This window comes from Leptotrichia sp. oral taxon 417, from assembly GCF_013394865.1.
In the GTDB taxonomy this organism is placed as follows: domain Bacteria; phylum Fusobacteriota; class Fusobacteriia; order Fusobacteriales; family Leptotrichiaceae; genus Leptotrichia; species Leptotrichia wadei_A.
Window position 1 is genome coordinate 138,847 of the sequence record NZ_JABXYV010000001.1, and the last position, 23,891, is coordinate 162,737.

Genomic DNA, 23,891 nt, shown 5'->3' on the forward strand with positions numbered 1-23,891 from the left:
ATGCTTAAACTTGAAAATATAACTTTTTCGTATGATAATGAAACAGAAGCGTTAAAAAATGTGACTTTGAATATTGAAAAAGGAAAGAAAACATTATTTCTTGGGGAAAATGGCTCAGGAAAATCAACTTTATTTTTAATAATGAATGGACTCTTGAAGGCACAAAAAGGAGACATTTATTTTGAGGGGAAGAAGGTTAAACATAAAAAAAAGGATTTGGAGGAATTGAGAAGAAAAGTTGGAATAATTTTTCAAGATCCTGAAATACAAATTTTTGCTCCGTTAGTTTTTCAAGAAGTGGCTTATGGACCTGAAAATCTTGGATATTCTGAGGAAAAAGTAGAAGAAAATGTTAATAGAGCAATGAAGGAAATCAATATTGAGGAGTTGAGGGACAGACCTTGTCATCATTTGAGTTATGGTCAGAAAAAACGGGTTTCAATAGCGGCAATTACAGCAATGGAGCCAGAATTGTTGATTCTAGATGAACCTACAGCTTGGTTGGATTCGAAAAATACAAAAAGAGTTTCTGAAATTTTAGATAATTTTTCTAAAGCTGGGAAAACACTTGTAGTTTCGACACACGATACAGATTTTGCATATGAATTTGCTGACTATATTTATGTTCTTGATAAAGGGAAAATTGTAAGACAAGGTAGTAGAGACGAAGTTTTCGAGGATTTTGAATTTTTGAAAAAATTAAATTTGAATGTTCCAAATATTTTGAAAATTAAAAGTTATCTTAAGTATAGAAATCTTGATGAAAATGATTATTGTAAATTTTTGGAGGAAAAAAATTTGCTATGAAAAAAATATTAATATCAGGAACGATGAGCGGAAGCGGAAAAACTACAGTAAGTAGCATTTTGATGTCTGCATTAGAAAATGTGGCTCCTTTTAAAGTGGGACCAGATTACATTGATCCGACTCATCATGAGGTATTTACAGGACATCATTCACACAATTTGGATATTTTTATGACAGGTGAGGATGCTGTGAGACAGATATTTGAGATGTATTCGCAAGGCAGGGATATTTCTATTGTTGAAGGTGTTATGGGACTTTATGATGGAATTGGGAACGAGAAGGACAATTTTAGCACGGCTCATTTAGCAAGAGTACTTGATATTCCCGTAATTTTAGTTGTGAATGCTAAAGCAATTTCAACAAGTATTGCGGCAGAAGTTCTTGGGTTTAAGATGTTTGATGAACGAGTGAATATAAAAGGTGTGATTCTTAACAATGTTTCTTCACAAAAATTGTATGAGAGCTTGAAGGAAGCAGTTGAAAAATATACAGGAATTGAGTGTTTAGGCTACATTCCTAGAAATGAGCAACTTGCTACAGAGAGTCGGCATTTAGGCTTGAAACAGGCTTTTGAAGAGGATAATGCACAAAAACAGGAGTTATTTAAGGAAATCGCACAAAATTGCTTGAATTTGGAGCGGATAAAAGAAATTGCACAAGAATTTGAGTCAAGTCGAAATATGGACAATTATGCGAAAATAGGACATCTAAAAGATAAATTTAAAGGAAAAAGAGTAGCGATTGCTAGAGATGAAGCGTTCTCGTTTTACTATGAAGCAAATATTGATTTGATGAAATTTTGTGGAGTGGAAATAGTTGAGTTTAGTCCAATTCGAGATAAAAAACTTCTTGAAAATACAGATTTTATCTACTTTGGTGGAGGTTATCCTGAATTATTTGCAAAAGAGTTAAGTGAAAATATTTCGATGAAAAATAGTATTGTTGAAGCGTGTAAAAATGGCGTGAGAATATTTGCAGAATGTGGTGGATTTATGTATTTGGCAAAAAAATTACGTTTATTAAATGATGAAATTTTTGATATGTGTGGAATTTTTGATATTGAAATTGGGATGAGAAAACGCTTAAATATTGGAAGATTTGGGTATATCAATATTGAAACTGCAAATGGGATAAACTTGCGAGGACATGAATTTCATTATTCGGAAATTTTGGAAAATAACGAAGTGAATGAAAATGACTCGGAAGGCTATTTTTATAATATTTACAAGAATAATGGGAAAGAATGGAAATGTGGATATATGAAAAATAATGCGATAGCCGGATATCCGCATATTCATTTTTACTCGAATGTGGAGTTTCTTGAGTTTTTGTTGGATGTGAAAAGAGATTAAGAAGATTTTGAAGAGAAATTTTTAATTTTTTTGAAAATAATGAATTTGAAAAATAATGAATTTGAAGTGTGGAAAACGATAAAGAAGAAAGGAGAGAGTGGTAGTTATTATCACACAATGAAATATGTCATATATTAAAGATCCAAAATCAATAGAAGTGAGAAGTTTTGAAATAATAACTGAAGGATTGGCTGGAAAGGCTGATCATTTTAGTGAGGAAGAGCAATTGATTGTGAAAAGATTGATTCATACGACGGGAGATTTTGATTATGTAAACATTGTTGAATTTCAAAATAATCCGATTGAATCGGCAAAAGAAGCGTTAGAAGCTGGAAATTGCAGAATCTATTGCGATACAAATATGATTGTTAATGGACTGAATAAAAATGGGTTGAAAAAATTTGGTGCTGAGGCGTATTGCTTGGTGGCGGATCCAGATGTGGCGAAAGAAGCGAAAGAAAGAGGAATTACACGTTCAATGGTTGGATTGGAAAGAGCATTAAAGGATCCTCAAACGAAAATTTTTCTAATTGGAAATGCACCGACAGCATTGTTCACATTACTTGAAAAAATGGATAAAGAAGGAGAAAATGTTCCAAAATTGATAGTTGGAGTGCCAGTTGGATTTGTGGGATGTCCTGAATCGAAGGCTGAACTTTCAAAATACAATGTTCCATTTATTAGAACAAATGGGACAAAAGGTGGAAGCACAGTTGCAGTTGGTGTAATGCACGGAATCCTTTATCAAATGTACGAAAGAGATAAATATTTTAATAATTAATCACAATTTTATGTGAAAATTAATTAGTGAATCTATTAATATCTGAAAACTTATTTCAATTTTTATATTTTATTTTTCATAACGGAAGATAACGTAAATTATTGATTTAAGTACTTTCAGATATATTTTAATACAATTTTGGAGAAATAAAAAAATGGAAAATTATGTATATTTTAACGGTAGAAAATTGCGATATGGTTATACTACTGGGAGTTCAGCAACGGCAGCGACTAAAGCAGCATTGTTACTTTTGCTGGGGAAAGTCGAAAAAATCGAAGAAGTTGAAATAGACGTTCCAGCAGGTGAGAGAATAAAAATTGGGATTAAATCTTTTGAAAAAACGAAGGATTATGCGACGGCGACTGTTGTGAAAGATGGGGGAGATGACCCTGATGCGACACATGGTTTGGAGATTGTTTCAAAAGTGAGTTTTAGAAAAGATAATAAAATCAATATTTTTGGAGGAAAAGGAGTTGGAAAAGTTACAAAAGTTGGGCTTCCTGTAGAAATTGGAAAATCAGCAATTAATCCAACACCAATGAAAATGTTGACAAGTATTGTTGAAGAATTTCTTCCAGAGGGAAAAGGAGTCGATGTTGAAATAAGTGTGCCTTTGGGTGAGGAAGCTGCAAAAAAAACAATGAATGGAAAGTTAGGAATTATAGGCGGAATTTCGATTCTTGGAACAATGGGAATTGTGCGACCGATGTCCGAAGAGTCATGGAAAGCCTCTTTGGCAATAGAATTGAAGCAAAATTTGACATATTTTAATACGAAAACAGCGATTTTTCTTTTTGGAAATCGTGGAAAAATGTTTTTGAGCAAGGAATTTCCAAAAAAAGCTAAAGAAGGTGTTGTAATTAGTAATTTTGTCGGATATATGTTTGATAAAGCGTGTGAATTTGAGGTTAAGAAAGTTTATTTTATTGGCGAATTGGGAAAATTTGTAAAAGTGGCAGGAGGAATTTTTCATACACATAGCCGAGTTTCTGATGCAAAAATGGAAATTTTAGCTGCAAATGCTCTATTAGTTGGTGAAAAATTGGAAAATGTTTACAAAATTTTAGATTCGAATACGACTGAAGAAGCTTCTGGATATATTGAAAAAAAGGAAGTTTTCAATTTGTTAGCTGAAAAGGCAAAACAAAAATGTGAAGAACATTGCAGAAAAAATGGCTGGGACTTGGAAGTAGAAACGTTGATTTTATCAGCTGAGAAAAAAGTTATTGGACAAAGTAAGGACTTTTTTAAAGAGTTCTAGTTTTTTATTTGTAAAAAAACAATAAAAATTATAGTTTTTGAAAAGAGGAAAAATGGAAAAAATACAAATTTTAGGGCTTGGGCCTGGAAATTTAGATTACACATTACCAATTGTTTTGAAGAAAATTAAGGAATCGGAAGTAATTGTCGGTGGAAAGCGGCATATTGAAAGTTTGGGAGAATGTGCGGAGAATAAGGAATATTGCTATATTTCAGCTGATTTGCAAAAAGTTCTGGATTTCATAAACGAAAATCGAAATAAAAAGATTTCTGTGATTGTATCTGGAGATACAGGATTTTACAGTCTTTTGACTTTTATGAAAAAACATTTTGAAAGTGAAGAGCTGGAAGTTGTGCCAGGAATTTCATCGGTTCAATATATGTTTGCAAAAATTTCAGAATATTGGTATGATGCTTGTATTGCCAGTGTTCATGGGAAGGAATTTGATTTTGTGGAAAAATTGAATGAGTATGAGAAAATTGGATTATTGACTGATTTTAAAGAAAATACGCCACAAAAAATTGCTCAAAAATTGTTGGAAAATAATTTTGAGAATGTGGAAATTTTTGTTGGGGAAAATTTGTCTTATGAGAATGAAAAAATTTATCGTTTTAAGGCGAAAGAGCTGGCAAATTATGAAGAGAAATTTGGAATGAATGTTGTGATTTTGAAAAAATAAAAAAAGGTTAAAAGTTTTTGTAATAAAAAGAAAGTTTTTAACAAAATAAAAAATTAAATGTAAGAAATGGAGAGAAAATGTATCATATAAAAGATAAGGACTTTATTCGTGGAAAAGTTCCAATGACAAAGGAAGAGATAAGAGCGGTGAGTATTGCGAAAATGGAAATTTCTGATGAAGATGTGTGTATTGATATTGGTGGTGGAACTGGCTCTGTAAGTATTGAAATGGCTAGATTTGCTAAAAATGGGCATGTTTACACAATTGAGCAAAAAGAGGAAGCCGTTGATTTAATAAGACAAAATATGGAAAAATTTGAAATAAAAAATATGACTGTAATTTCTGGGAAAGCACCAGAAGATTTACCGCAAGGAATAACTTTCGACAAAGTGTTTATCGGTGGTTCAGGTGGAAACTTATCAGAAATTATCAATTATTCTTATGAAAATTTAAAAGAAGGCGGAATAATTGCTTTGAATTTCATCGTTTTAGAAAACACATTTGAAGCACTTGAATGCTTGAAAAAATCGAAGTTTGAGGATATTGATATTTCTCAAATAATTGTGGCAAAAAATAGAAAAGTGAAGGATTTTAACATGATGATGTCAGAAAATCCAATTTATGTGATTTCTGCGAGAAAATAAAATATAAAAAACCACTTGCAACATACTAAAAGGTGGTTTTTTTATGAAAATTCTTTCATAATAATCATTTTTGCTGATTACATTTTGTTTTATCATAAATTTAAACTTTTAGAAATATAAAATCTTGTCTGTTTATAAAAATATTTTATTATGTTCTAATATTTTTATCTCATTATGTTATTATGAATAATCAAAAATTTAAAATATGATGATTCATAAAATAAATGAAAAAATATTGGCTTAAACTTTTCTAAATGTTATGATGAATGAACATTTAGATTGGTTAAGTGTATTAGGTGAACTACTCCCGCTTCTAAAAGCGAGAGTAGTTCACTGAAGATGTGATATTATTATGATGAAAAGATAAAAAGAATAAATCATAAAATCTTAAATTAAAGTCTATTATAAAATTTAGAGAAATTTGAAAATATTAGAAATATAAATTTTAAGATTTTAGATAAAAAATTTTAGAAAAGAGGAATAAAAATGAAAAAGACATTTGTTTTATTCGGAATTTTAACAGTTTTCTTACTAAGTTGCATTTCCTTAAGTGCAAAAACGAAAAAGAAAATTATTAACTTAAACGAAACTTCATGGGAATTATTACAAATTACCAAAAGAGGTAAAGAACAATTAATTCCCCAAAATGCAAATATCACAATTAATTTTGCAGATAACAAAATTAACGGAAATTCAGGAGTAAACAGCTATTTTGGAGGTTACAAAATCAAAAATAACTCAATTTTAACTGCAAATGCAGCAACAACATTAATGGCAGGTCCAGAAGAATTAATGAAAATTGAACAAAGATTTTTAGAAACATTGCAAAATTCTCCAAGAATAACTTATAGCAATACAACTTTAAGTTTGAGAAATAAAAATGGAGAAATTTGGACATTCCAAAAATTAGATTTAAGTGAAAAATTAAAAAACACAAAATGGAAACTTTTGGAAATGGGACAAACAACACTTCCAGAAAAAGATGGAGAAATAACAATTTCTTTCGACGAAAACAAAGTAAACGGAAATTCAGGAGTAAACAACTATTTTGGAAGTTTTGAAATAAAAAATAACAGCATTAAAATCGGACCAGTTGGCTCTACAAGAATGGCAGGACCAGAAAATTTAATGAAAATTGAATTTGAATATTTAAAATTATTACAAGATTCTAAAACTATAGAATTTAATAATAATCTTTTGATTTTGACTACTAATGATGGGAAAGTTTTGAAATTTGAAAAGATTGATGACAGAGCTTATCATTATTAGGTGTTAGAGATAGAGAATTTCAAAAAAATCACAAAAAAACAACATTGAATTCCTGTAAATTCTATGATACAATTTCATTAATCAAGAAGCAGAATAAAAAATTTGATATTTTGAAAACAAATAAAAAGGAGAATTTGTTATGAAGAAAAATTTAAAAAAATTATGTTTGCTAATGGTAGTATTAGCAATGGGAGTAGTAACTTATGCAAATGGAAGAGCAACTGCTCAAAATAACACTCAAGCTGTTACACAAAGTGAAGAATTTCCAGGCGGATTAGCAAAAGGAATAGATCAGAAATTTACTACAGATGGAAAGTTGCATGCAGAAAAGTTTTTGAATAAAACACTTAGTTATACAGATACAGCTGATACTTTTAAAATTCAAAAAGACAGCAAAGGATATTTTGTTACAAAATATATTGATGAATCTCTAGAGCAAGACAGTTCTGATTCAATAAAAGAAGAAAAAGTAAGATTAAGATTAGAAAAGAAAGTATTTCTTAGAGAAGTAGCCAAAGATGGGGATTACGCTTATGCTTACGACACAAAACTTAAAAAAGTAGTAATAATAAATCCACATAACAATTATAGAATAATGACTGTAGTTGATTAAAAAAAGGGAGAGTGTCCAAAATTTTGTGTAAACTCAAAATATAATATATGGTACAGGATGGTAGTTTTATCATCCTGTTTTTAAATTCTTCCTTCAAAATAAATATAAATCATGAACAACCACATAGTGTAAAAAATTATTTGTGGTTTGAATATGTGCTATTATAGGAAAAGACACGCTATTATCAATTTTTTTATCCTCAACTTTCACTGCCTTTGAATCAAATCCCAAATAATCAAGCCCTTTTATCATTCCCGCAAGATTAGTTCCGTTTTTATCTGTTCCTAATATTTGCCGTAACTTGGCAATTGAAAAATTTGAATTATATTGCTTAGCTATTGTTAATATACAGGCAGCTCCACAATCATTCTCATCCTTCTGTAAAACACAGTAATATTTTTAAATATCGGAAAAGTCTTTTTCCCCCTCTCTCTCTTTAAAAATAAAGAGTTCCTAAAAACTAGAAACTCTCTATTCAAATAAAATTTTTATTAAGATTAGGTTAAAGACTATAATTTTATAATAAATACGTATTTATTTAATCTATCTGTTAATTTTAAGAAACTTTAATATAATTTTTCCAAGCAATCCAACAACAGCACCTGTAATTGCAGCTGTTATTAAACCTATAACCCATCCATATTCATCAATTATTCTACCACCAATTATGACTGACGATATTGAAGCCATTATAACTATCATATTTTGATATTTCTTATTCATAAATTTTACCTCCTTAAAAATTTCGATTACCATCCTAATTTGAAAGCTTCTCTATCAAAAGCATATCCTACTCCTCCTGCAAAAGAGCCTTCAATAGTTGATGTCTAAAATATAAAATATTTCTAAATTAATAATTCAAATAAAATGCTTCTTTCAACTCTTCATAAGTTTTTGATCCACCCAAATCTTTTTGGATTCTTGAATTTTGGATAATCAAGTTGTATGGAACAGTTTTTACTTTGAAGGCTGTCATAAGAGTATTTGTAGCGTCGTAATACACAGGGAAAGTAAATTTACTATCTTCTACATATTTTTTAGTTGCTGATAAGTTTGTTTTTCTTCTTGTGAATACAACTACAACATTTATATTATCTTTATTTTCTTCGTAAAATTTTTGTACATCAGCTAATTCATGTTGACAATAAGGACACCATTCAGCCGCAAAAATTAAAAGTGCTGGTTTTCCATCTCCAAATAATTTTTTACTTTTAGTATATTTTCCATGAAAATCTCTTAATTCAAAATTTGGTAATTTTGCACCTTCTGTTACATCAACATCAAGAGGTTTTGCATTTGCGAATCCGAAAATACATGTCATAAATAATGAAATAATAATCAATAATTTTTTCATTTTTATCCCTTCTTTCTTATTTTTTTATTTAAAACATTTTGTAAAGTTTATCATATTAAATATATATTTTCAATTATATTTAACTTTTTAAATCCTAATTTCGCTATATTTCTTACAAACAATCCACAAGTTAAAAGAAAAAAACTAAAATAATAGGATAAACTAAACAAAGACAAAAATATTTATATTAAAATATATCTAATTAAAAAAGAGATGAATATGAAAAAAGTACTATTAATATTGTCATTATTTATTTTTTGTTATTGCTTCTCAAATACAAATGTAAAAGACAATAAGAATTCAAAAGTTGAAAATACAAAAAAATATGTTTCAGGAAGTGAAATTTATCGTGACAGAATGAGAGATTTAATTCGTGAAGTGCGTTCAAATACAACGAAAGATAAATATTTAATCACACAAAATGGGAATTTATTATATTATCGTAATAATCAAATAGACAAGGATTTTTTTAATGTTACGAACGGAACTACACAAGAATCACTTTATTATGGAGAAGGTCTAAAATTGTCGCATCCGACTAAAAAGGAGTCAAATGAGTTTCTTTTGAGTATTTTAAATCCAATTAGAAAAGCAGGGAAACCAATTTTTGCGATAAATTATGGAGTAGGGAATAAATTGAGAGAAGATTTGTTGGTAAAATCGACTCAAACAAATATTACAAATGAATTGTTACCATCATTTGGAGCTGAAAAAGCATATATGCCAATACAAAATTTTAATTCGAATAATATAAATTCTTTGAATGATGTAAAAAATTTCTTGGTGTTATTAAATCCAAAAGAATTTAGAGATGTTGATGATTTTTATAATTATTTGAAAAATACTGATTATGATTTGTTGTTAATCGAGCCTTCACACAGTGGAAAATATATGACAAAAGAACAAATAGAATCATTGAAGAGAAAGAAAAATGGAGCTAAGAGAATAGTAATAGCATATTTTAGTATTGGAGAAGCTGGAGGATACAGAGATTTCTGGAAGCCTGAATGGAAAAATAAAGCTACAAGACCTAGTTGGATTGTGGGAGAAAATCCAAATTGGGCAGACGATTACATTGTAAAATATTGGAGTCCTGAATGGAGAAAAATCGTAAAAGATTATCAAAAACGATTAGATGATATGGGTGTAGACGGTTATATGCTTGATACAATTGACACATACTATAATTTTGAAGTTAAATCTGAAAAAAGCGGAGAAATTATAAATTAATTATTTAGTTAATAACTTTATAACAAAGAGAAAACCACCTTTTGATTAGGATTGCATGATATAATGCAACAGGTCTTCTCTTTTTTTGTTAATTAAGAAAAAGTAAATTTTAGTTTTTAGCAAAAGGAGAGGTTTAAATTGGAATTAAGAAAAATAAAATCAATAAAACAAATTAGAAATATTTACAAATTATATCAAAATTCATTTCCAAAAGAGGAAAAAAAGCCATTTGGATTAATATTAATCGGAGTATTGAGAGGGAATTTTGAGGTCTTTTCAATCGAGAAGAAAAAAACTGATGAGAAAAATAGAGATTCGTATGAGTTTAAAGGTTTAGCAATTGCATTGAAACATGAGGACTTGGTTTTACTAGATTATTTGGCGATAACTGAAGAAGCTAGAAGCTATGGATACGGCTCTAAAACGCTATCTTTTTTGAAGGAATATTACAAAAATTATCGTTTTTTTCTTGAGATTGAAAATGCTGAGGATGAAAATGCTGAAAATTATGAAGAGCGTCAAAGTCGAAAGAAATTTTATTTGAAAAATGGATTTTCGCCATTTCCTTTCAATGTTGACTTATTTGGAATTGAGATGGAAATTTTAGGATACAATTGTTCTTGCGAATTTTCAGAATATCTTGAACTTTACAAAAATCAATTTGGTGGAATTATGAAAAAGAAAATTTCAGAAAATATTTTTTTAGTGGAAAAATAATTAAAAATTGTTGTATTATCGAAATATTTGTATAACAAATATGGTATAATAGTTAAAGTAATTTTATGAAAAGTGATTGACAAATAGTTGTGATCTTGATAAGATTTTTGATTTTAGAAAAGGAGAGAGCTATGAAGTTTGAAATTAAATGGAAAAGAGCTTATGAAAAAATTGGAGAAGCGGATGGTTTTAGAATATTAGTCGATAAATTATGGCCTAGAGGGTTAAAAAAGGAAGATGCGAAAATCGATTATTGGGCAAAAATTATTACGCCATCGAAGGAATTGAGACAAAATTATCATAAAGGAATTATCAATTTTGAAAATTTTTCTGAAAAATATAGAAAAGAATTGGAAGAAAATTCGAATTTTGAGGAATTTGAGGGTATAATATTGGAAGAGTTGAAAAAGGGAAATGTGACAATGGTTTATGCGAGTAGAACTCCAGAATTGAGCCATATTCCTGTATTAAAGAAATTTATTGAGGAAAAGTTAGGAAAATAGTTGAAATTTAAAAAGTATTTTGAGTGGTGGATAGAAAAAGTTTGAAAATAAAGAAGTTAAATAAAAAAAATGAGTAAATTTTTTAGTAAGATAAATAGGAGAATAAAAAGAAAGGAAAGTGAAATATGAAAAAAGGTAAATTTTATGGTATTGGAGTTGGAGTGGGAGATCCTGAAAATATAACGGTTAAAGCGACGAAAAAATTGCACGAGGTGGATGTAATTGTATTGCCTGAGGCGAAAAGTGGAGAAGGAAGTACAGCTTTTAATATTGTAAAAGAGTATTTGAAACCTGGTGTAGAGCAAATGTTTTTGGAGTTTCCAATGATAAAAGACGTGGAAGCAAGAAAAGTTTTTAGAAAAAATAATGCTGACAAAATAAGTGAGGAACTTGAAAAAGGAAAAAATGTGGCATTTTTGACAATTGGAGATCCGATGACTTATAGCACATATACTTATGTTTTGGAGCATATTGCAGATGATGTGGAAGTGGAGACGATTGCTGGAATAACTTCGTTTAATAGCATTGCAGCTAGACTGAATGTGCCTTTGATGATTGGTGATGAAGATTTGAAAGTGGTGTCTGTCAATCGAAAAACTGATATTTATAAGGAAATTGAAAATAATGATAATTTAGTTTTGATGAAAATAAGCAGAAATTTTGAGAAAATTAAAAAGGCGATAATTGAAACAGGTAATAAAGAAAATGCTGTAATTGTTTCAGATTGCGGAAAAGATAATGAAGTTATTTATTGGGATATTGAGAGTGTGGAGGAAGTTCCTTATTTTTCGACGATGATATTGAAGAAGAAAGGAGTTAAGGAGTGGAAGAGATTTCTAAAAACACTTTAAGGAAAATAAAAATAGCAAAGTTTATAATTCTTCAAATTTTATTTTTTGTATTTTATTTTTTGATAGGAAAATATGACTGGGATTATGGTTTTGATTTGCCATTTCGATTATATTTTGGAGGAATGTTTTCAATAATAACGGGAATAATTTTTGGCATAATGTTTTATTTCATGGGAAAAAAAACGGAATATGAAAATGATAAAATTTTGAAATTGCCAATATTTTTTATAATTTTATCAGTAATATTATTATTTAGAATAGATATTATTGGAGTTATAAAATTATGTTTTTTCAACGGATTATTCATTTTAGGAATATTTAGAAGTAAAATAAAGATTAGAAGTTATTTGTCTAAAGTTTCTAAAATTATATTATGGTTTGTTACAATGTATTTTTTGATTCCTAGTTTTGCAATTTGTTTTGGAAGTTTTTGGGGTGAAAATCAAATTAATGTTTTAATACCATTAATTACTGCAAATATTTATTTTGGGTTTCTTATAAAAAGATATTTTAACGTTGAAGAAATAAAAATTATAAGAAAATTGACAATGTTAAGTTGTTTGATAATTGCATTTATATTTATTTTTATGGGTTTCAACTGGTATAAAGAAGATTATTATGCAATAATTTATACTTTTCCTTATAAAGTTTTGATGTATTTCAAAGAAACTGAGGGTGGAATTATTGAAAAAGTTGGAATTGTAAAAACATTGAAATCGAGATATTTTTTGTATGCACTGATTGTTAATGCAGGATTTTATTTGGGAACTTTGAAAATGAATAATAAAAATAAAAGGAGAAATTGTGTTGAAAACCAGATTGATGGGGATAGTTAATAAGAAGTAGTTAAAATTGAAAAACTGAAAGAAAGAAGGAATTATTATGAAAAAAATTTTATTTATTTTGTCATTTATAGTGGCAATTCAAGGAATGGCAGAAACGATTGTAAAAGGAACTTATGATACAAAAAAGAAGAGATATGTAGAATTGAGTCAAGATTTTGTGAAAGAAATTAAATTAGATGATGTACTGCCAAGTGATAAAAAAGGTTTGGTAACTTACAAAACTGAAAATTTTGATATTGTAGTAAGAAAAAGTGATTTGTTGGAATTATATAATAAAAATAGAGATAAAAAAGAAAAAAATATAAAAGATAATATTTCTGATAAGGATAAAAAATTGGATTATGTTCGTAATTATATTGCTGAATTAGTGGAGAGCAACAGGGCAGTTATTTATGAAAGAAAAACAAAAAAAGAAATAAAAAATATTGTAAAAGTAAAATATAATAACGATATTTACTATGATGCGGGAAGAGGTTCAAATTACGATGGTTATAAATTTTATACAGATAAAAGTTTGTCGCAAGAAATTATGAAATTTGATATTATAACACAATTTGGAATTGCTCTTCATAGCAGTTTGGGAGATAATCCATATAATAGGGAATTGACGGAAAAGGAAAAAGAATATAGAGAGAAAAATGGAAATCATTTTGAAGAATTAAAGGAATTATATAAGAAAGCGGTTCAAAATCCGAATGTGGAACAAAAAATTAGTTATTAGTAAAAAATATTTGATAAGTTATTTTTGAAATTAATATAAATGGGGGTAAAATGAGTAAAATTTAAAAAAGAATTGGGAGTAATATGGTTTATTTGCAAATCAAAGAATTGATGGAAAATGCAAAGAAACAGGTGTCTGTAAAGATTAATAATATTCTTGTGCAGACTTATTGGGAAATTGGGAAAATTATTGTAGAAGATGAACAGAAAAATAAAGAGAGAGCAGAATATGGGAAAAAACTTTTAAAAGAATTGTCAAAAAAATTGACAAAAGAGTACGGAAAGGGCTTTTCAAAATCAAATTTATTTAATATGAGAAATTTTATTTGAAATATCAAAAATTCTAGATAGTGTCTGGAAAATTGAGTTGGTCCCATTATTGTGAGATTCTGAGTATATCCGATGATAAAGAAAGAGCATTTTATGAGAGAATAATAATTTATGCTTTGATGAAAAGCAAATAATAGGAAAAGAGAAAAATGTTAGAAATAAAAAGAAAAGTTTACGATGATAAGGATTGGTATGAAGAATATATTCAAGTTTTAAAGGATGGAAAAGAAATTCATTATGGTGAAAGTTTTGAATTGCCAAAATATGAAAATGGAAATTATGTACTTTACTTAAATTATGGAAACATAGAGTACTACAAATTTTTTAAAATTTATTTGAAAAAATGGGAAGATAAAATTTATTTTATTCCGAAGTATAATTTTTGTTATGAGAAGGTATACGGATATTCACCGTTGGAATTTTTCGAGAATGAGATAAAAGAAATTTTAGAGAATAAGGAAGAAATTAGTAAAATCAAGAAATTGACAATAAAGGATATTTTGTGTGAATGGGCATGTAATAGTCATTTTAGAGAATTTTGCAATAGTTTTGAAGATTATCAGAAAAAATTGATTAATGAAATTTATTTTGTGGATAACGAGATAATTAATAATGATATTTCAGGAAAATTTGAAAAGATTTTTGGAATGAAAAACAAAAAAATAGAAAAAATAAATGTTGAAGAAGTTGAAAAACTTGATAAAATATCCGTTTATCTTGAAAATGGGAAAGTTTGGGAAGCGTTTTTTAAGAAAAATGAAAAAATATATTTGAATACAGAAATATCAGTAAGTTTTGAAATGAATGAAATATTATAAAAATAAAAAAATATAAAAAAGAAAGAGGTAATTTTATGAAAAAAGTATATTTTATAGGAGCGGGGCCTGGAGATCCTGAATTAATAACAGTAAAAGGACAAAGAATTGTAAAGGAAGCAGATGTCATAATTTATGCGGGTTCGCTTGTGCCAAGAGAAGTTATTGAATGTCATAAAGAAGGAGCGGAAGTTTATAATTCTGCTTCAATGAACTTAGATGAAGTGATGGAAGTTACGATAAAAGCTCAGAAAAATGGGAAATTGGTTGCAAGAGTTCATACTGGGGATCCAAGTATTTTTGGAGCAATAAGAGAACAAATGGATATTTTGGATGAATATGGAATCGAGTATGAAGTCGTGCCAGGAGTGAGTTCATTTGTAGCTGCCGCTGCCGCAATAAAGAAAGAGTTCACATTGCCTGATGTGAGTCAAACAATAATTTGTACAAGACTGGAAGGAAGAACTCCAGTACCAGAAACAGAAAGCCTAGAAAGTCTAGCTTCACACAAATGCTCAATGGCAATATTCTTGTCTGTACAAATGATTGATGAAGTTGTGAAAAGACTATTAAAACATTACGATAAAACAACTCCAATTGCAATTGTCCAAAGAGCCACTTGGAATGATCAAAAAATCATTATGGGGACATTGGAAAACATTGCTCAAAAAGTGAAAGATGAAAAAATTACGAAAACTGCACAAATTTTAGTTGGAAACTTTATGGGGGACGAATATTCTAAATCTAAACTTTATGATAAGACGTTTTCACATGAGTTTAGAAGAGGGATTAAATAGTAAGGTTATAAAAATAAAAAAGTAGAATTTTAGATGAAAAAATTGAAGGAATATTATATAAAGTGAAGTGATAAAATACTATTTATTACCTAGGGATTAAAAAATATGGAAATTATAAAAGTTGAAAATCAGAAAAATGATTCTTTTTTTGAAGCAGAATGTTTTTTGCATATTGGAGAAGCAAAAGAAGATAAAAATTATGTGACATTTGATTTGAGAAGGGAAGATGATCCGCTATATAGCTGTTCTTATTATGATTTTGAGAAAGAAAAGGGAGATAAAATATTTCATTGTTTTGATGGACAAGATTATTCGTGGAAATGTTTTGAAAATGAAGTTACAAATGATGAAAAATTGAAAAATGAAATTTTAGGAAATTATAATATTTTGAGGAACAGCACAATTAGATATTTGAAAGAAATAATTCATAAAAATAAGGTTGATTTTTCAAAAAAATTAATTGAACTTCTTGAGAAAATAAAAGTGGGAGAAAGAATAAACAAGAAGGAATTTCGGATAGAATTGAAAAAAGTTGGACTGTATAAATCAATTTGGAAAGAGAAAACGGAAAGTTTTGATGATGTTGTAACACGGGAGATTGGTTTTGAGAAGATAATGAAATTTATTGAAGAAAATAATGTGAACAGGATTGTCTTTGAGAATGGCAAGTTTTTGGAAAAGGAAGAAATAGAAAAATTTATTAAAGAATATACAGTTGTAGAATTTCGTGATTTTAAGCCAATTAAAGATTTTGATATGATAAAAATGACTTTGGAAGAATGGAATAATCTTAAAAAATGGAAAAAATTGGAAGTAGAAAATAATATTATTGAAATTGAAGGAAAAGATTTTGAAAAAGATGTTTCAATTTATAGGTTAAATGGCAAAAAAATAAATGCTAAAATAGAAGTTACAGATTTTGTGGAAATTAAAAATAAATTTCTTCGATATTTCAATAAATGTTTTAGCAAGGGAAAAGATAAGAACTTAAGAGAAAAAGCAGTTATAAAAGGTGTTATACGAGATGGAAGAAGGTTTTATAACTGGATTTTTTTGGATAAAAATAATAAGATTGTTGCAAGAGAAGAATATGATGAGTTTGGGAAAAAGTAAGAATTTAAAAATAATTTGAAATAATAAAAAATAACATAATTAGAAAACTAAATGAAAATTTCAAAAAGTTTAATAATTATGTTTTTTTTATGCTCTATTATCAAAATATCTTTGCCACATTTGCAATTTCAATCGTGAAATCGGACCTACAAGCAATAATTGTAACGGCAAAGCAGCTATAAAGTTCATTCCCCAAGCTGTAAAATATGCACTTACAATATTTTCTGGCAATTCAGGACGCATTAACAGACCGAAAACTGACATAAAAGTCACCATTCCAGTAACCAGTGAACTACTCCCGCTTTTAGAAGCGGGAGCTTCTTGGGAAGTACCTGCTTTTGCTAGCCAAATATATTTACCAAGCTCTTCGGACAGTCCCTGCCCTGTTTTTTTTATTTTTCTAATATTCCATTATTTCTTTTCCAACATTTCTTATATTCAATGCAGCATTGTAATCTCTATCAATTTCAATTCCACAGCACTCACATTTATAACTTCTTTCTGATAATTCCAGTTTCTCTTTAACATTTCCACATTTACTACAAGTTTTCGACGATGGAAACCATTTATCTATCTTCAAAAATTGCTTTCCTAAAAACATCAGTTTATACTCAAGCATTCTCAAAAACATTCCCCATCCATTATCTCCTACACTTTTTCCAAAATTTAATGCCTGGCTCATCCCTTTCATATTTAAATCCTCAACAACCACAGCATTATAATCTTCAGACAATTTTTTCGATAATTTATGCAAAAAATCTCTTCGGCAATTTTTGATATACTCATGCAATTTTGATATTTTCGCTTTTTGCTTATACCAATTTTTAGAAAATTTCACTTTTCTTGACAATGACTTTTGTAATTTTTTCAATTTTTTCTCCAATATCCTAAAATATCTTGGATAATCAGCCCTTTGGTTTTCAGAACTGACAAATAATTCAGACATCGAAAAATCAAGTCCTATTACTTTATCATTACTTGACATTTTTTGAATTTCTTTTTCAAATTCCGTCAAAACAGAAACATAGTAATTTCCATTACTGTTTGTCAATGTTGCCGACTTTATCTTGTAATCCTTCGGTATTTCTCTATGATATTTTAATTTTATTCTTTTCAATTTCGGTAAAACCAAATATTTGTTTTCCTCAATTCGTATTGAATTATTCACACAATTTGTCGTGTAACTTTTAACATTATTCTTTTTAGATTTAAACTTTGGAAACTTCGCTCTCTTTTGAAAAAAATTCGTAAATGATCGTTTTACATTCAATTGAGCATTTGAAAGTGCTAGACTGTCTACTTCTTTTAGAAATTGATTTTCACTTTTCAAACTAGCAGGTGTAATTATTTTATTTTTCCCAGTTTCTTCATAAAATTTATTCGCAGTATATAAAATCGTATTGTAAACAAAACGAACACATCCAAAAGTCTTGTTTATCAACAATTCTTGATCTTTATTTGGATAAATTCTGTATTTGAATGCTAAATTATATTTCATAAATTACACCTCCTTTCGATTTTGAATATTATTTTTAATTATTTCTTTAGAGATTTTATCATTATTTATACAAAAATTGTATCATAAGAGTATCCTTTTTTCAATTTTTTTTACAAAAAAAGCAATTCATCTCCCACTTATAGAAAGCCTACGACTTCTTGCTATCTTTTTGTTAAAATTTTCTAACACTATTCTAAATCAACATAACTATATGGTATAATGTTTTATAAATAAAATAAAAAAGGAGATAAAAGTGATTACAACATTATGTTATTTAGAAAAAGATGAAAAATATCTAATGCTACATAGAACTAAAAAGAAAAATGATATAAATAAAGGAAAATGGTTAGGAATTGGCGGGAAATTGGAAGCTGGGGAAACACCTGAAGAGTGTTTAAAAAGAGAAGTTCAAGAGGAAACTGGCTACAAATTGAATAGTTATGAATTTCGTGGACTTGTGATTTTTAATTACAACAACGATGAGCCACTATTTATGTATCTTTATACAAGTTCGGATTTTTCAGGAAATCAGCATGAATGTGACGAAGGCAACTTAAAATGGATTCCCAAAAAAGAAATTTTTGATTTAAAATTGTGGGAAGGCGACAAAATATTTTTAGAATTATTATTTAAAAATACACCATTTTTTTATTTAACTTTAAATTATGAAAACGATAATTTATTGAGTTCAAAATTAGAATTTAAAGAAAAATACAGTTGTTTTGAAGTTTTTGTACCAGAAAATTATGTGGAAAAAATTGTGGAAAACTTACAAAAATACAATCTTTTGACAGAAGGCTTTTATGCAGATGTCTATTCTACAATTGATGGAATTGGACATTGGAAAACTTTGGAAGGTGGAAATCCTTTTGATGGAGAAGTTGGAAAAGCCAGTGTTGCTAATGAAAAAATTATGAAATTTAGAGTGAAAAAAGAATTTTGTGAGTTAGCATATTATTTTATTAAGGAAGTTCATCCTTATGAAACGCCTGTGATTAATGTGTTTGAGATGGAAGTGTAGAAAATTTTAGGAAGGGTTGAAAAAATATGAAGAAGAATTTTATTAAAATATTTGTTTTGATATTTCTAATTAGTAATCTGATTTTTTCAGAAAATAAAAAATTAAATGAAAATTATGGAATAGAAGATGGAGAAGTTTATTACATAAATAGAAAAATTGAGGGAGCTGATGCAAAGACTTTTGAAGTTTTTGAAGATGGTGAGTATGCAAAAGATAAGAATAATGTTTATTATGAAGAAAATGTTCTTAATGAAGCAGATCCTAAAAGTTTTAAATTATTGACAAAAATTAGTTACGGATTGAGTAAAGATAAAAATAATCTTTATTTTTGGGAGAATAAGGTAGATAATATAGATGTAAAAACTCTTGAAATAATGACAGATGAATTTTCAATTTATTTGAAAGATAAAAATGGAGTGTATATTTTATTTTCATATAATGGAGGACTTCCTGTCGATTTAGATAATGTGATAATGTCTCCAAAAATTTTAAAAAATGTTGACAAACAAACTTTTCAGCTAATTGGTGGAGGGTATGCAAAAGATAAAAATAGTGTTTATTATATTGGTAAAAAAATAGATGGAGTAGTTCCCAAAAACGTTAAAATTTTAAAAGATTATATTTTTACAGATGGAAAAAATGTGTATCTTTATGGAGAAAAAAAAGAGGATATAGATTTACAAACATTAAAATTTTTTGATGATGATTCCAGTTATTTTTTTGACAAAAATAATATTTATTTTCAAGGAGATAAACTGGAAAATGCTGATTTTAAAAGTTTTAAAATAATGGAATCAAATTTTTCAAAAGATAAAAATAATGTTTATGAAGGAAATGAAAAAATAGATGGAGCAGACGCAAAAACTTTTGAAGTAATTGATGCTTATGCAGGATTTGCGAGAGACAAAAATTATTTGTATCATTCAAATGAAAGAATAAAAAATTCCGATCCGTATACTTTTGAAAGAGTAAATGAACATTTAGTAAGAGATAAAAATCAATTTTATTCTAATGACGGAACAGTTTTAAATGTGGATGGAAAAACTTTTCAAGTAGTAAAAGATTATGAAAAAGATTATTTTATGTATGCAAAGGATAAAAATAAAGCATATTATATAAATTTTGTGGCTGGAAAAGATGAAATGGTAAAAGAGTTAAAAGGATTAAATCCTAAAAATTTTAAAGTGCTAAATCGTTATTATACAAAAGACGATAAAAAAGTTTATTTTAGTAAAGAATATGTGGATATACAAGAACTTCAAAATGTAGATGTGAAATCATTTGAAGCGTTGCATTTTGAAAATATAGAGAATAAAGATGATTTTGGAAAAGATAAAAATAAAGTTTATTTGTTTGGTCTTGAATTAAAAGATGTAAAACCTGAAAAATTTCAAGTTATGAAAGAGCCAATAACAGAAAAAATTATATATGTTCGAGATGAAAATAATTTGTTCGTAATTTTTTATGATTATTTTTCAGGATTTAATTTTGTAGAGTCTAAAAAAATTGAAAATGTAGATTTTAAAACACTCAAGTGGAAATCAGCAAGAGAAATGGAAGATAAAAATGGAAAATATATGGTGAACGGCAGCGTAATTGATGAAGATAAAATAGAAATTAAATTTATAAAGAAATAGAAAAAAGGAGAAAATTTATGAAAAAATTAATTTGTGCAATTACAATTTTTTTAGCAACAAGTTTAGGAGCAAATGCGTATACGCTTAGGGAATATGTTCAGGAAACGCTTTCTAAAAAAGGAGTAAAACAAAGTATAATTGATGAAACATCAGACTTTCTATTAGATTCAAGAGGTGAATTATCAATTATTCCACAGAAAGATGAAATTGATGAATTGATTAACAAGGCAGAAGTATTGCTGAAAAAAGATAAAAATAATGTTTTAGTTAGACAATACTTAATAACATTGTATTTAAAAAAAGGTGGGGATAAAAATATTTTAAAAGCACAAAAAATAGGTGAAGAAAATTTACAAGATAAGGAAATTACTGACTTTGAAAAATGGAGTCTGGCAGGTCTCTATTATTATCAAATTGGTCAAAAGGAAAAAGCTCAAGTATATTTTAATAAAATTAAACAAAAATATAAAGATAAACCAGCTGTTTATGATCTAATTGAAATTGCGACTATGGAAATTGATATTCATGGTAAGAGCAAGAATTTTCAGGAATTACTTAATCAAGCATTGGAAAATGAGAAAAAAATGAAGGAAATAAAGGAAATCAGTGATAAGCAAATGAAAAAAATAGTAGTTGTTAAAGATTTTTTTCAGTCAGAAGAAAACAAAAGAGAATTTAAAATTGTAGACGAGTTAGTTTACGGATTTGATTTAACGTTAAATTTTTCAAAAATTAATGAAATATTAGAGAATCATTCGGAAGATTCAAATGAAGAAAAAATACAAGTTATAAAAAGAGCGATTGATTATTATTTGAGAAATATTGCAAATAATGAGAAAATGACAGAAGATTCAATAAAGTATAATATTATTCTAGAAAATATGTACTTGAAAATAATGAGGATGGTGGCATCGTTTGATGAAAAAGAAAGCGACGAGTTTTTAAATAAATTAGAAAAAAGTAAGCTTTATGAAGTTATGAGAAAATTAGAAGAATAAGTTCAAATAAAAATTTAAAAATTTAGTGATTGGGAGAGATAAAAATGAGAACAGCAGTATATTGCGTAAGTAAAAACGGATACGAAACATGTTTAAAAATAAGAAACAACGTTTATAAAAATTTGCATATTTATGTGTCACAAAGAGTGGCAAATATGCTCAATCTTGAAAGTGAAAATGTGGAAAATTTATTTGTGATAAATGAGCGAGTGCCAATTTTATTAGAAAAAACATTTGATAAATATGATTTACATATTTTCGTTGCAGCAACTGGAGCAGTTGTGAGAATTATTGAAGGGAAATTTAAAAGCAAGGACACAGACCCAGCTGTTATTACAGTTGATGACCACGCTAATTTTGTGATTTCATTACTTTCAGGACATCTTGGCGGTGCAAATGAAGAATGTAAAAAAATTGCGAATGGAATTGGAGCAATCCCAGTAATTACAACAGCTTCTGATGTTGGAGGAAAAATTGCGGTTGACACATTGTCACAAAAAATTAAAGCAAAATTGGAAAGTTTGGACGATGCCAAAAGAGTGACTTCGCTTATCGTAAATGGAGAAAATGTGAGCATTCATTTGCCAAAAAATATCGTAGAAAACGACAAAAATTGTGCTGGAGCAATAATTGTCTCAAACAGAAAAAATATTGAAATTTCTAAAATTATTCCCAAAAATATCATTCTCGGAATCGGCTGCAAAAGAAATACACCGAAAGAAAAAATCATCGAAAAAATAAATTATGTAATGGAAACTCAAAATTTAGAAATGGACTCGGTAAAAAAAGCCGCATCCGCTTGGGTAAAATCTGATGAAATTGGACTTTTAGAAGCAATGACTGAATTAAATATTCCAATAGAATTTTTTGAAAAAGAAAAAATTTTGGAAGTAGAAGATTTAGTCGAAGAGCGTTCAGAATTTGTAAAAAATCAAATTGGAGTATATGGCGTTTCCGAGCCTTGTGCGTACTTAGCTTCAAGCAGAAAAGGTAGTTTTTTAATGAAAAAAGTTAAGATGGAAGGGATTACAATTTCGATTTTTGAAGAGGAAATGTAGAATAAAAATTTAAATTTAGTAGCTTTAATAACGAAAGAAAAAATTCAGCAAGATTTATTAAAAGTAGGTGTGAAACAAGGGGTGAAATTGGATAAGAAATTTGTAGAAGAATTTGTAGTAGAAAATGAAGATGTGAGACTGAAAAAATTTATATTAGATTTTTGGAAGATATTTTTTTCGAGTAAATTTTTCAGAAAAGACGATAAAAGTTGAGAGAAAAAAATTTTATTTTCTATATTTTGAAAAAATATGCTATAATTTCGACAAAGAAAAATAAAAGATAAGGTGAGGAGAGTTTATGAAAAAATTATTATTTGTATTGATGTTGGCAGTAATGGGAAATGCACTTGCAGGGACGACAGTGCAAAAAAATCGGAATACATCGATGAATATGGTATCAGGAAGTGAGAAAATTAAAATTGAAAATGCCTTTCAAAAAGATATGGAAAATATTAAGAAAATAGTTGAAAATCAGACTTTAGCGGAAGTGATTAAATATTCTTTTAGTAATAATGCAGATTTATTATTTGACAAAGATTATAAAATTAGTGATTTAAATAAAAAAAAGATATTGGAAAAATTTTCTAAAGGATGTTCTGATATTTATTTGAAAAATATGAAATTAAGATTTGCTGTTAAAAATATTAAATCTATTGATAATAAAAATGTTGAAGTAGTGTATGATATAAAAATGAAGGATTTCGATAAGGCATTGGAGGGAACAGAAAAAAATTTTGAAGAAAATGTTAGGACTAATGTTTTAAAGAAATCAGGTTATAAAAGTGAAGATGAAATAGAAGCTTTAATGGTAAAAAATGGAAATGAATCAGAAAAAGTACGGATTTATGACATTATGGTAGATGAAATTTTGGATATTATAGGAAAAGCCTTGGAAAATACAAGTTTAGAAACAGTAATTTCAGCAAATGAAAAAGCAGTATTGACTGAAGTAAACGGACAATGGGAATTAAATGAACTAAAGTAAAAAAATTTAATTT

Annotated in this window: 27 protein-coding genes and 2 pseudogenes; 24 read left to right on the top strand and 5 right to left on the bottom strand. The window is 27.9% G+C overall.

Annotation, left to right across the window (positions count from 1 at the left end):
- The 8 genes from HW276_RS00655 to HW276_RS00690 all read left to right on the top strand — a co-directional run bounded on the left by HW276_RS00655 (position 1) and on the right by HW276_RS00690 (position 7,406).
- Positions 1 to 807: an energy-coupling factor ABC transporter ATP-binding protein gene (locus tag HW276_RS00655; protein WP_147002710.1), complete on the top strand. Its 807-nt coding sequence runs from the start codon at positions 1 to 3 to the stop codon at positions 805 to 807.
- Entirely contained in the window at positions 804 to 2,159 is a 1,356-nt protein-coding gene (locus HW276_RS00660) for a cobyrinate a,c-diamide synthase (protein WP_178937021.1), read from the top strand. Before HW276_RS00655 ends, HW276_RS00660 begins: the two co-directional genes overlap by 4 nt.
- A gap of 124 nt (positions 2,160 to 2,283) precedes the next feature.
- Positions 2,284 to 2,940: a precorrin-8X methylmutase gene (locus HW276_RS00665; protein ID WP_021747146.1), complete on the top strand. Its 657-nt coding sequence runs from the start codon at positions 2,284 to 2,286 to the stop codon at positions 2,938 to 2,940.
- A 154-nt stretch (positions 2,941 to 3,094) separates the two neighbouring features.
- Complete coding sequence (cbiD, locus tag HW276_RS00670) at positions 3,095 to 4,201, top strand: cobalt-precorrin-5B (C(1))-methyltransferase CbiD (protein ID WP_178937022.1); 1,107 nt, start codon at positions 3,095 to 3,097, stop codon at positions 4,199 to 4,201.
- A 52-nt stretch (positions 4,202 to 4,253) separates the two neighbouring features.
- Positions 4,254 to 4,880: a precorrin-6y C5,15-methyltransferase (decarboxylating) subunit CbiE gene (gene cbiE, locus HW276_RS00675; protein WP_178937023.1), complete on the top strand. Its 627-nt coding sequence runs from the start codon at positions 4,254 to 4,256 to the stop codon at positions 4,878 to 4,880.
- A gap of 77 nt (positions 4,881 to 4,957) precedes the next feature.
- A complete protein-coding gene (gene cbiT, locus HW276_RS00680; RefSeq protein WP_178937024.1) occupies positions 4,958 to 5,524 on the top strand; it encodes a precorrin-6Y C5,15-methyltransferase (decarboxylating) subunit CbiT in 567 nt (188 codons plus the stop codon).
- 486 nt (positions 5,525 to 6,010) lie between these two features.
- Positions 6,011 to 6,793, top strand: a complete 783-nt coding sequence (locus HW276_RS00685) for an META domain-containing protein (protein WP_178937025.1) — start codon at positions 6,011 to 6,013, stop codon at positions 6,791 to 6,793.
- 139 nt (positions 6,794 to 6,932) lie between these two features.
- A complete protein-coding gene (locus HW276_RS00690; protein ID WP_178937026.1) occupies positions 6,933 to 7,406 on the top strand; it encodes a pantothenate kinase in 474 nt (157 codons plus the stop codon).
- Between the two features lie 93 nt (positions 7,407 to 7,499).
- Here HW276_RS00690 and HW276_RS11940 read toward each other — a convergent pair.
- From HW276_RS11940 to HW276_RS00705, 3 genes and pseudogenes are all read right to left on the bottom strand, one after another.
- A pseudogene (locus tag HW276_RS11940) lies at positions 7,500 to 7,793 on the bottom strand (cysteine peptidase family C39 domain-containing protein); the annotation flags it as partial.
- Positions 7,794 to 7,949: 156 nt separating this feature from the next.
- Complete coding sequence (locus tag HW276_RS00700) at positions 7,950 to 8,162, bottom strand: glycerol transporter (protein ID WP_232053972.1); 213 nt, start codon at positions 8,160 to 8,162, stop codon at positions 7,950 to 7,952.
- A gap of 94 nt (positions 8,163 to 8,256) precedes the next feature.
- A complete protein-coding gene (locus HW276_RS00705; protein ID WP_178937027.1) occupies positions 8,257 to 8,760 on the bottom strand; it encodes a TlpA disulfide reductase family protein in 504 nt (167 codons plus the stop codon).
- 219 nt (positions 8,761 to 8,979) lie between these two features.
- Here HW276_RS00705 and HW276_RS00710 point away from each other — a divergent pair, with 219 nt between their 5' ends.
- The 10 genes and pseudogenes from HW276_RS00710 (at position 8,980) to HW276_RS00760 (ending at position 16,681) form a co-directional block, all read left to right on the top strand.
- Positions 8,980 to 9,990, top strand: coding sequence for an endo alpha-1,4 polygalactosaminidase (locus HW276_RS00710; RefSeq protein WP_255460262.1), 1,011 nt, complete (start codon positions 8,980 to 8,982; stop codon positions 9,988 to 9,990).
- Between the two features lie 138 nt (positions 9,991 to 10,128).
- Positions 10,129 to 10,707: a hypothetical protein gene (locus HW276_RS00715; protein ID WP_178937029.1), complete on the top strand. Its 579-nt coding sequence runs from the start codon at positions 10,129 to 10,131 to the stop codon at positions 10,705 to 10,707.
- A gap of 131 nt (positions 10,708 to 10,838) precedes the next feature.
- Positions 10,839 to 11,210, top strand: a complete 372-nt coding sequence (locus HW276_RS00720; RefSeq protein WP_178937030.1) for a DUF488 domain-containing protein — start codon at positions 10,839 to 10,841, stop codon at positions 11,208 to 11,210.
- 125 nt (positions 11,211 to 11,335) lie between these two features.
- The gene (gene cobI, locus HW276_RS00725; protein WP_178937031.1) at positions 11,336 to 12,061 is read left to right on the top strand and encodes a precorrin-2 C(20)-methyltransferase; all 726 of its coding nucleotides are present in this window, start codon (positions 11,336 to 11,338) and stop codon (positions 12,059 to 12,061) included.
- A complete protein-coding gene (locus HW276_RS00730; protein ID WP_178937032.1) occupies positions 12,034 to 12,897 on the top strand; it encodes a hypothetical protein in 864 nt (287 codons plus the stop codon). Before cobI ends, HW276_RS00730 begins: the two co-directional genes overlap by 28 nt.
- Before the next feature lie 46 nt (positions 12,898 to 12,943).
- On the top strand, positions 12,944 to 13,627 hold the full coding sequence (locus HW276_RS00735) for a hypothetical protein (RefSeq protein ID WP_178937033.1): 684 nt from the start codon (positions 12,944 to 12,946) through the stop codon (positions 13,625 to 13,627).
- An 83-nt stretch (positions 13,628 to 13,710) separates the two neighbouring features.
- Positions 13,711 to 14,072: pseudogene (locus HW276_RS00740) on the top strand (DUF1016 N-terminal domain-containing protein); the annotation flags it as partial.
- A gap of 33 nt (positions 14,073 to 14,105) precedes the next feature.
- Positions 14,106 to 14,774 carry a hypothetical protein gene (locus tag HW276_RS00750; RefSeq protein ID WP_178937035.1) on the top strand — a complete coding sequence of 223 codons (669 nt, stop codon included), beginning with the start codon at positions 14,106 to 14,108 and terminating at the stop codon, positions 14,772 to 14,774.
- Between the two features lie 35 nt (positions 14,775 to 14,809).
- Entirely contained in the window at positions 14,810 to 15,568 is a 759-nt protein-coding gene (cobM, locus tag HW276_RS00755; protein ID WP_178937036.1) for a precorrin-4 C(11)-methyltransferase, read from the top strand.
- A gap of 105 nt (positions 15,569 to 15,673) precedes the next feature.
- Positions 15,674 to 16,681, top strand: coding sequence for a hypothetical protein (locus HW276_RS00760; RefSeq protein ID WP_178937037.1), 1,008 nt, complete (start codon positions 15,674 to 15,676; stop codon positions 16,679 to 16,681).
- Positions 16,682 to 16,768: 87 nt separating this feature from the next.
- Here the strand turns inward: HW276_RS00760 and HW276_RS00765 are convergent, their stop codons facing one another.
- Both HW276_RS00765 and HW276_RS00770 read right to left on the bottom strand, forming a co-directional pair.
- Entirely contained in the window at positions 16,769 to 16,945 is a 177-nt protein-coding gene (locus tag HW276_RS00765) for a hypothetical protein (protein WP_197735178.1), read from the bottom strand.
- Between the two features lie 136 nt (positions 16,946 to 17,081).
- Complete coding sequence (locus HW276_RS00770) at positions 17,082 to 18,179, bottom strand: RNA-guided endonuclease TnpB family protein (RefSeq protein WP_178937038.1); 1,098 nt, start codon at positions 18,177 to 18,179, stop codon at positions 17,082 to 17,084.
- 253 nt (positions 18,180 to 18,432) lie between these two features.
- On the opposite strand from HW276_RS00770, the gene HW276_RS00775 reads away from it, so the two are divergent.
- The 6 genes from HW276_RS00775 to HW276_RS00795 all read left to right on the top strand — a co-directional run bounded on the left by HW276_RS00775 (position 18,433) and on the right by HW276_RS00795 (position 23,878).
- Positions 18,433 to 19,200: an NUDIX domain-containing protein gene (locus tag HW276_RS00775; RefSeq protein WP_178937039.1), complete on the top strand. Its 768-nt coding sequence runs from the start codon at positions 18,433 to 18,435 to the stop codon at positions 19,198 to 19,200.
- Between the two features lie 26 nt (positions 19,201 to 19,226).
- The gene (locus HW276_RS00780; RefSeq protein WP_178937040.1) at positions 19,227 to 20,837 is read left to right on the top strand and encodes a DKNYY domain-containing protein; all 1,611 of its coding nucleotides are present in this window, start codon (positions 19,227 to 19,229) and stop codon (positions 20,835 to 20,837) included.
- A 17-nt stretch (positions 20,838 to 20,854) separates the two neighbouring features.
- Positions 20,855 to 21,835, top strand: a complete 981-nt coding sequence (locus HW276_RS00785; protein WP_178937041.1) for a hypothetical protein — start codon at positions 20,855 to 20,857, stop codon at positions 21,833 to 21,835.
- Between the two features lie 44 nt (positions 21,836 to 21,879).
- The gene (gene cbiG / locus HW276_RS00790; RefSeq protein ID WP_178937042.1) at positions 21,880 to 22,893 is read left to right on the top strand and encodes a cobalt-precorrin 5A hydrolase; all 1,014 of its coding nucleotides are present in this window, start codon (positions 21,880 to 21,882) and stop codon (positions 22,891 to 22,893) included.
- 87 nt (positions 22,894 to 22,980) lie between these two features.
- Positions 22,981 to 23,106 carry a hypothetical protein gene (locus HW276_RS11660; protein WP_255460263.1) on the top strand — a complete coding sequence of 42 codons (126 nt, stop codon included), beginning with the start codon at positions 22,981 to 22,983 and terminating at the stop codon, positions 23,104 to 23,106.
- Positions 23,107 to 23,191: 85 nt separating this feature from the next.
- A complete protein-coding gene (locus tag HW276_RS00795) occupies positions 23,192 to 23,878 on the top strand; it encodes a hypothetical protein (protein WP_178937043.1) in 687 nt (228 codons plus the stop codon).
- Positions 23,879 to 23,891: the final 13 nt, after the last annotated feature.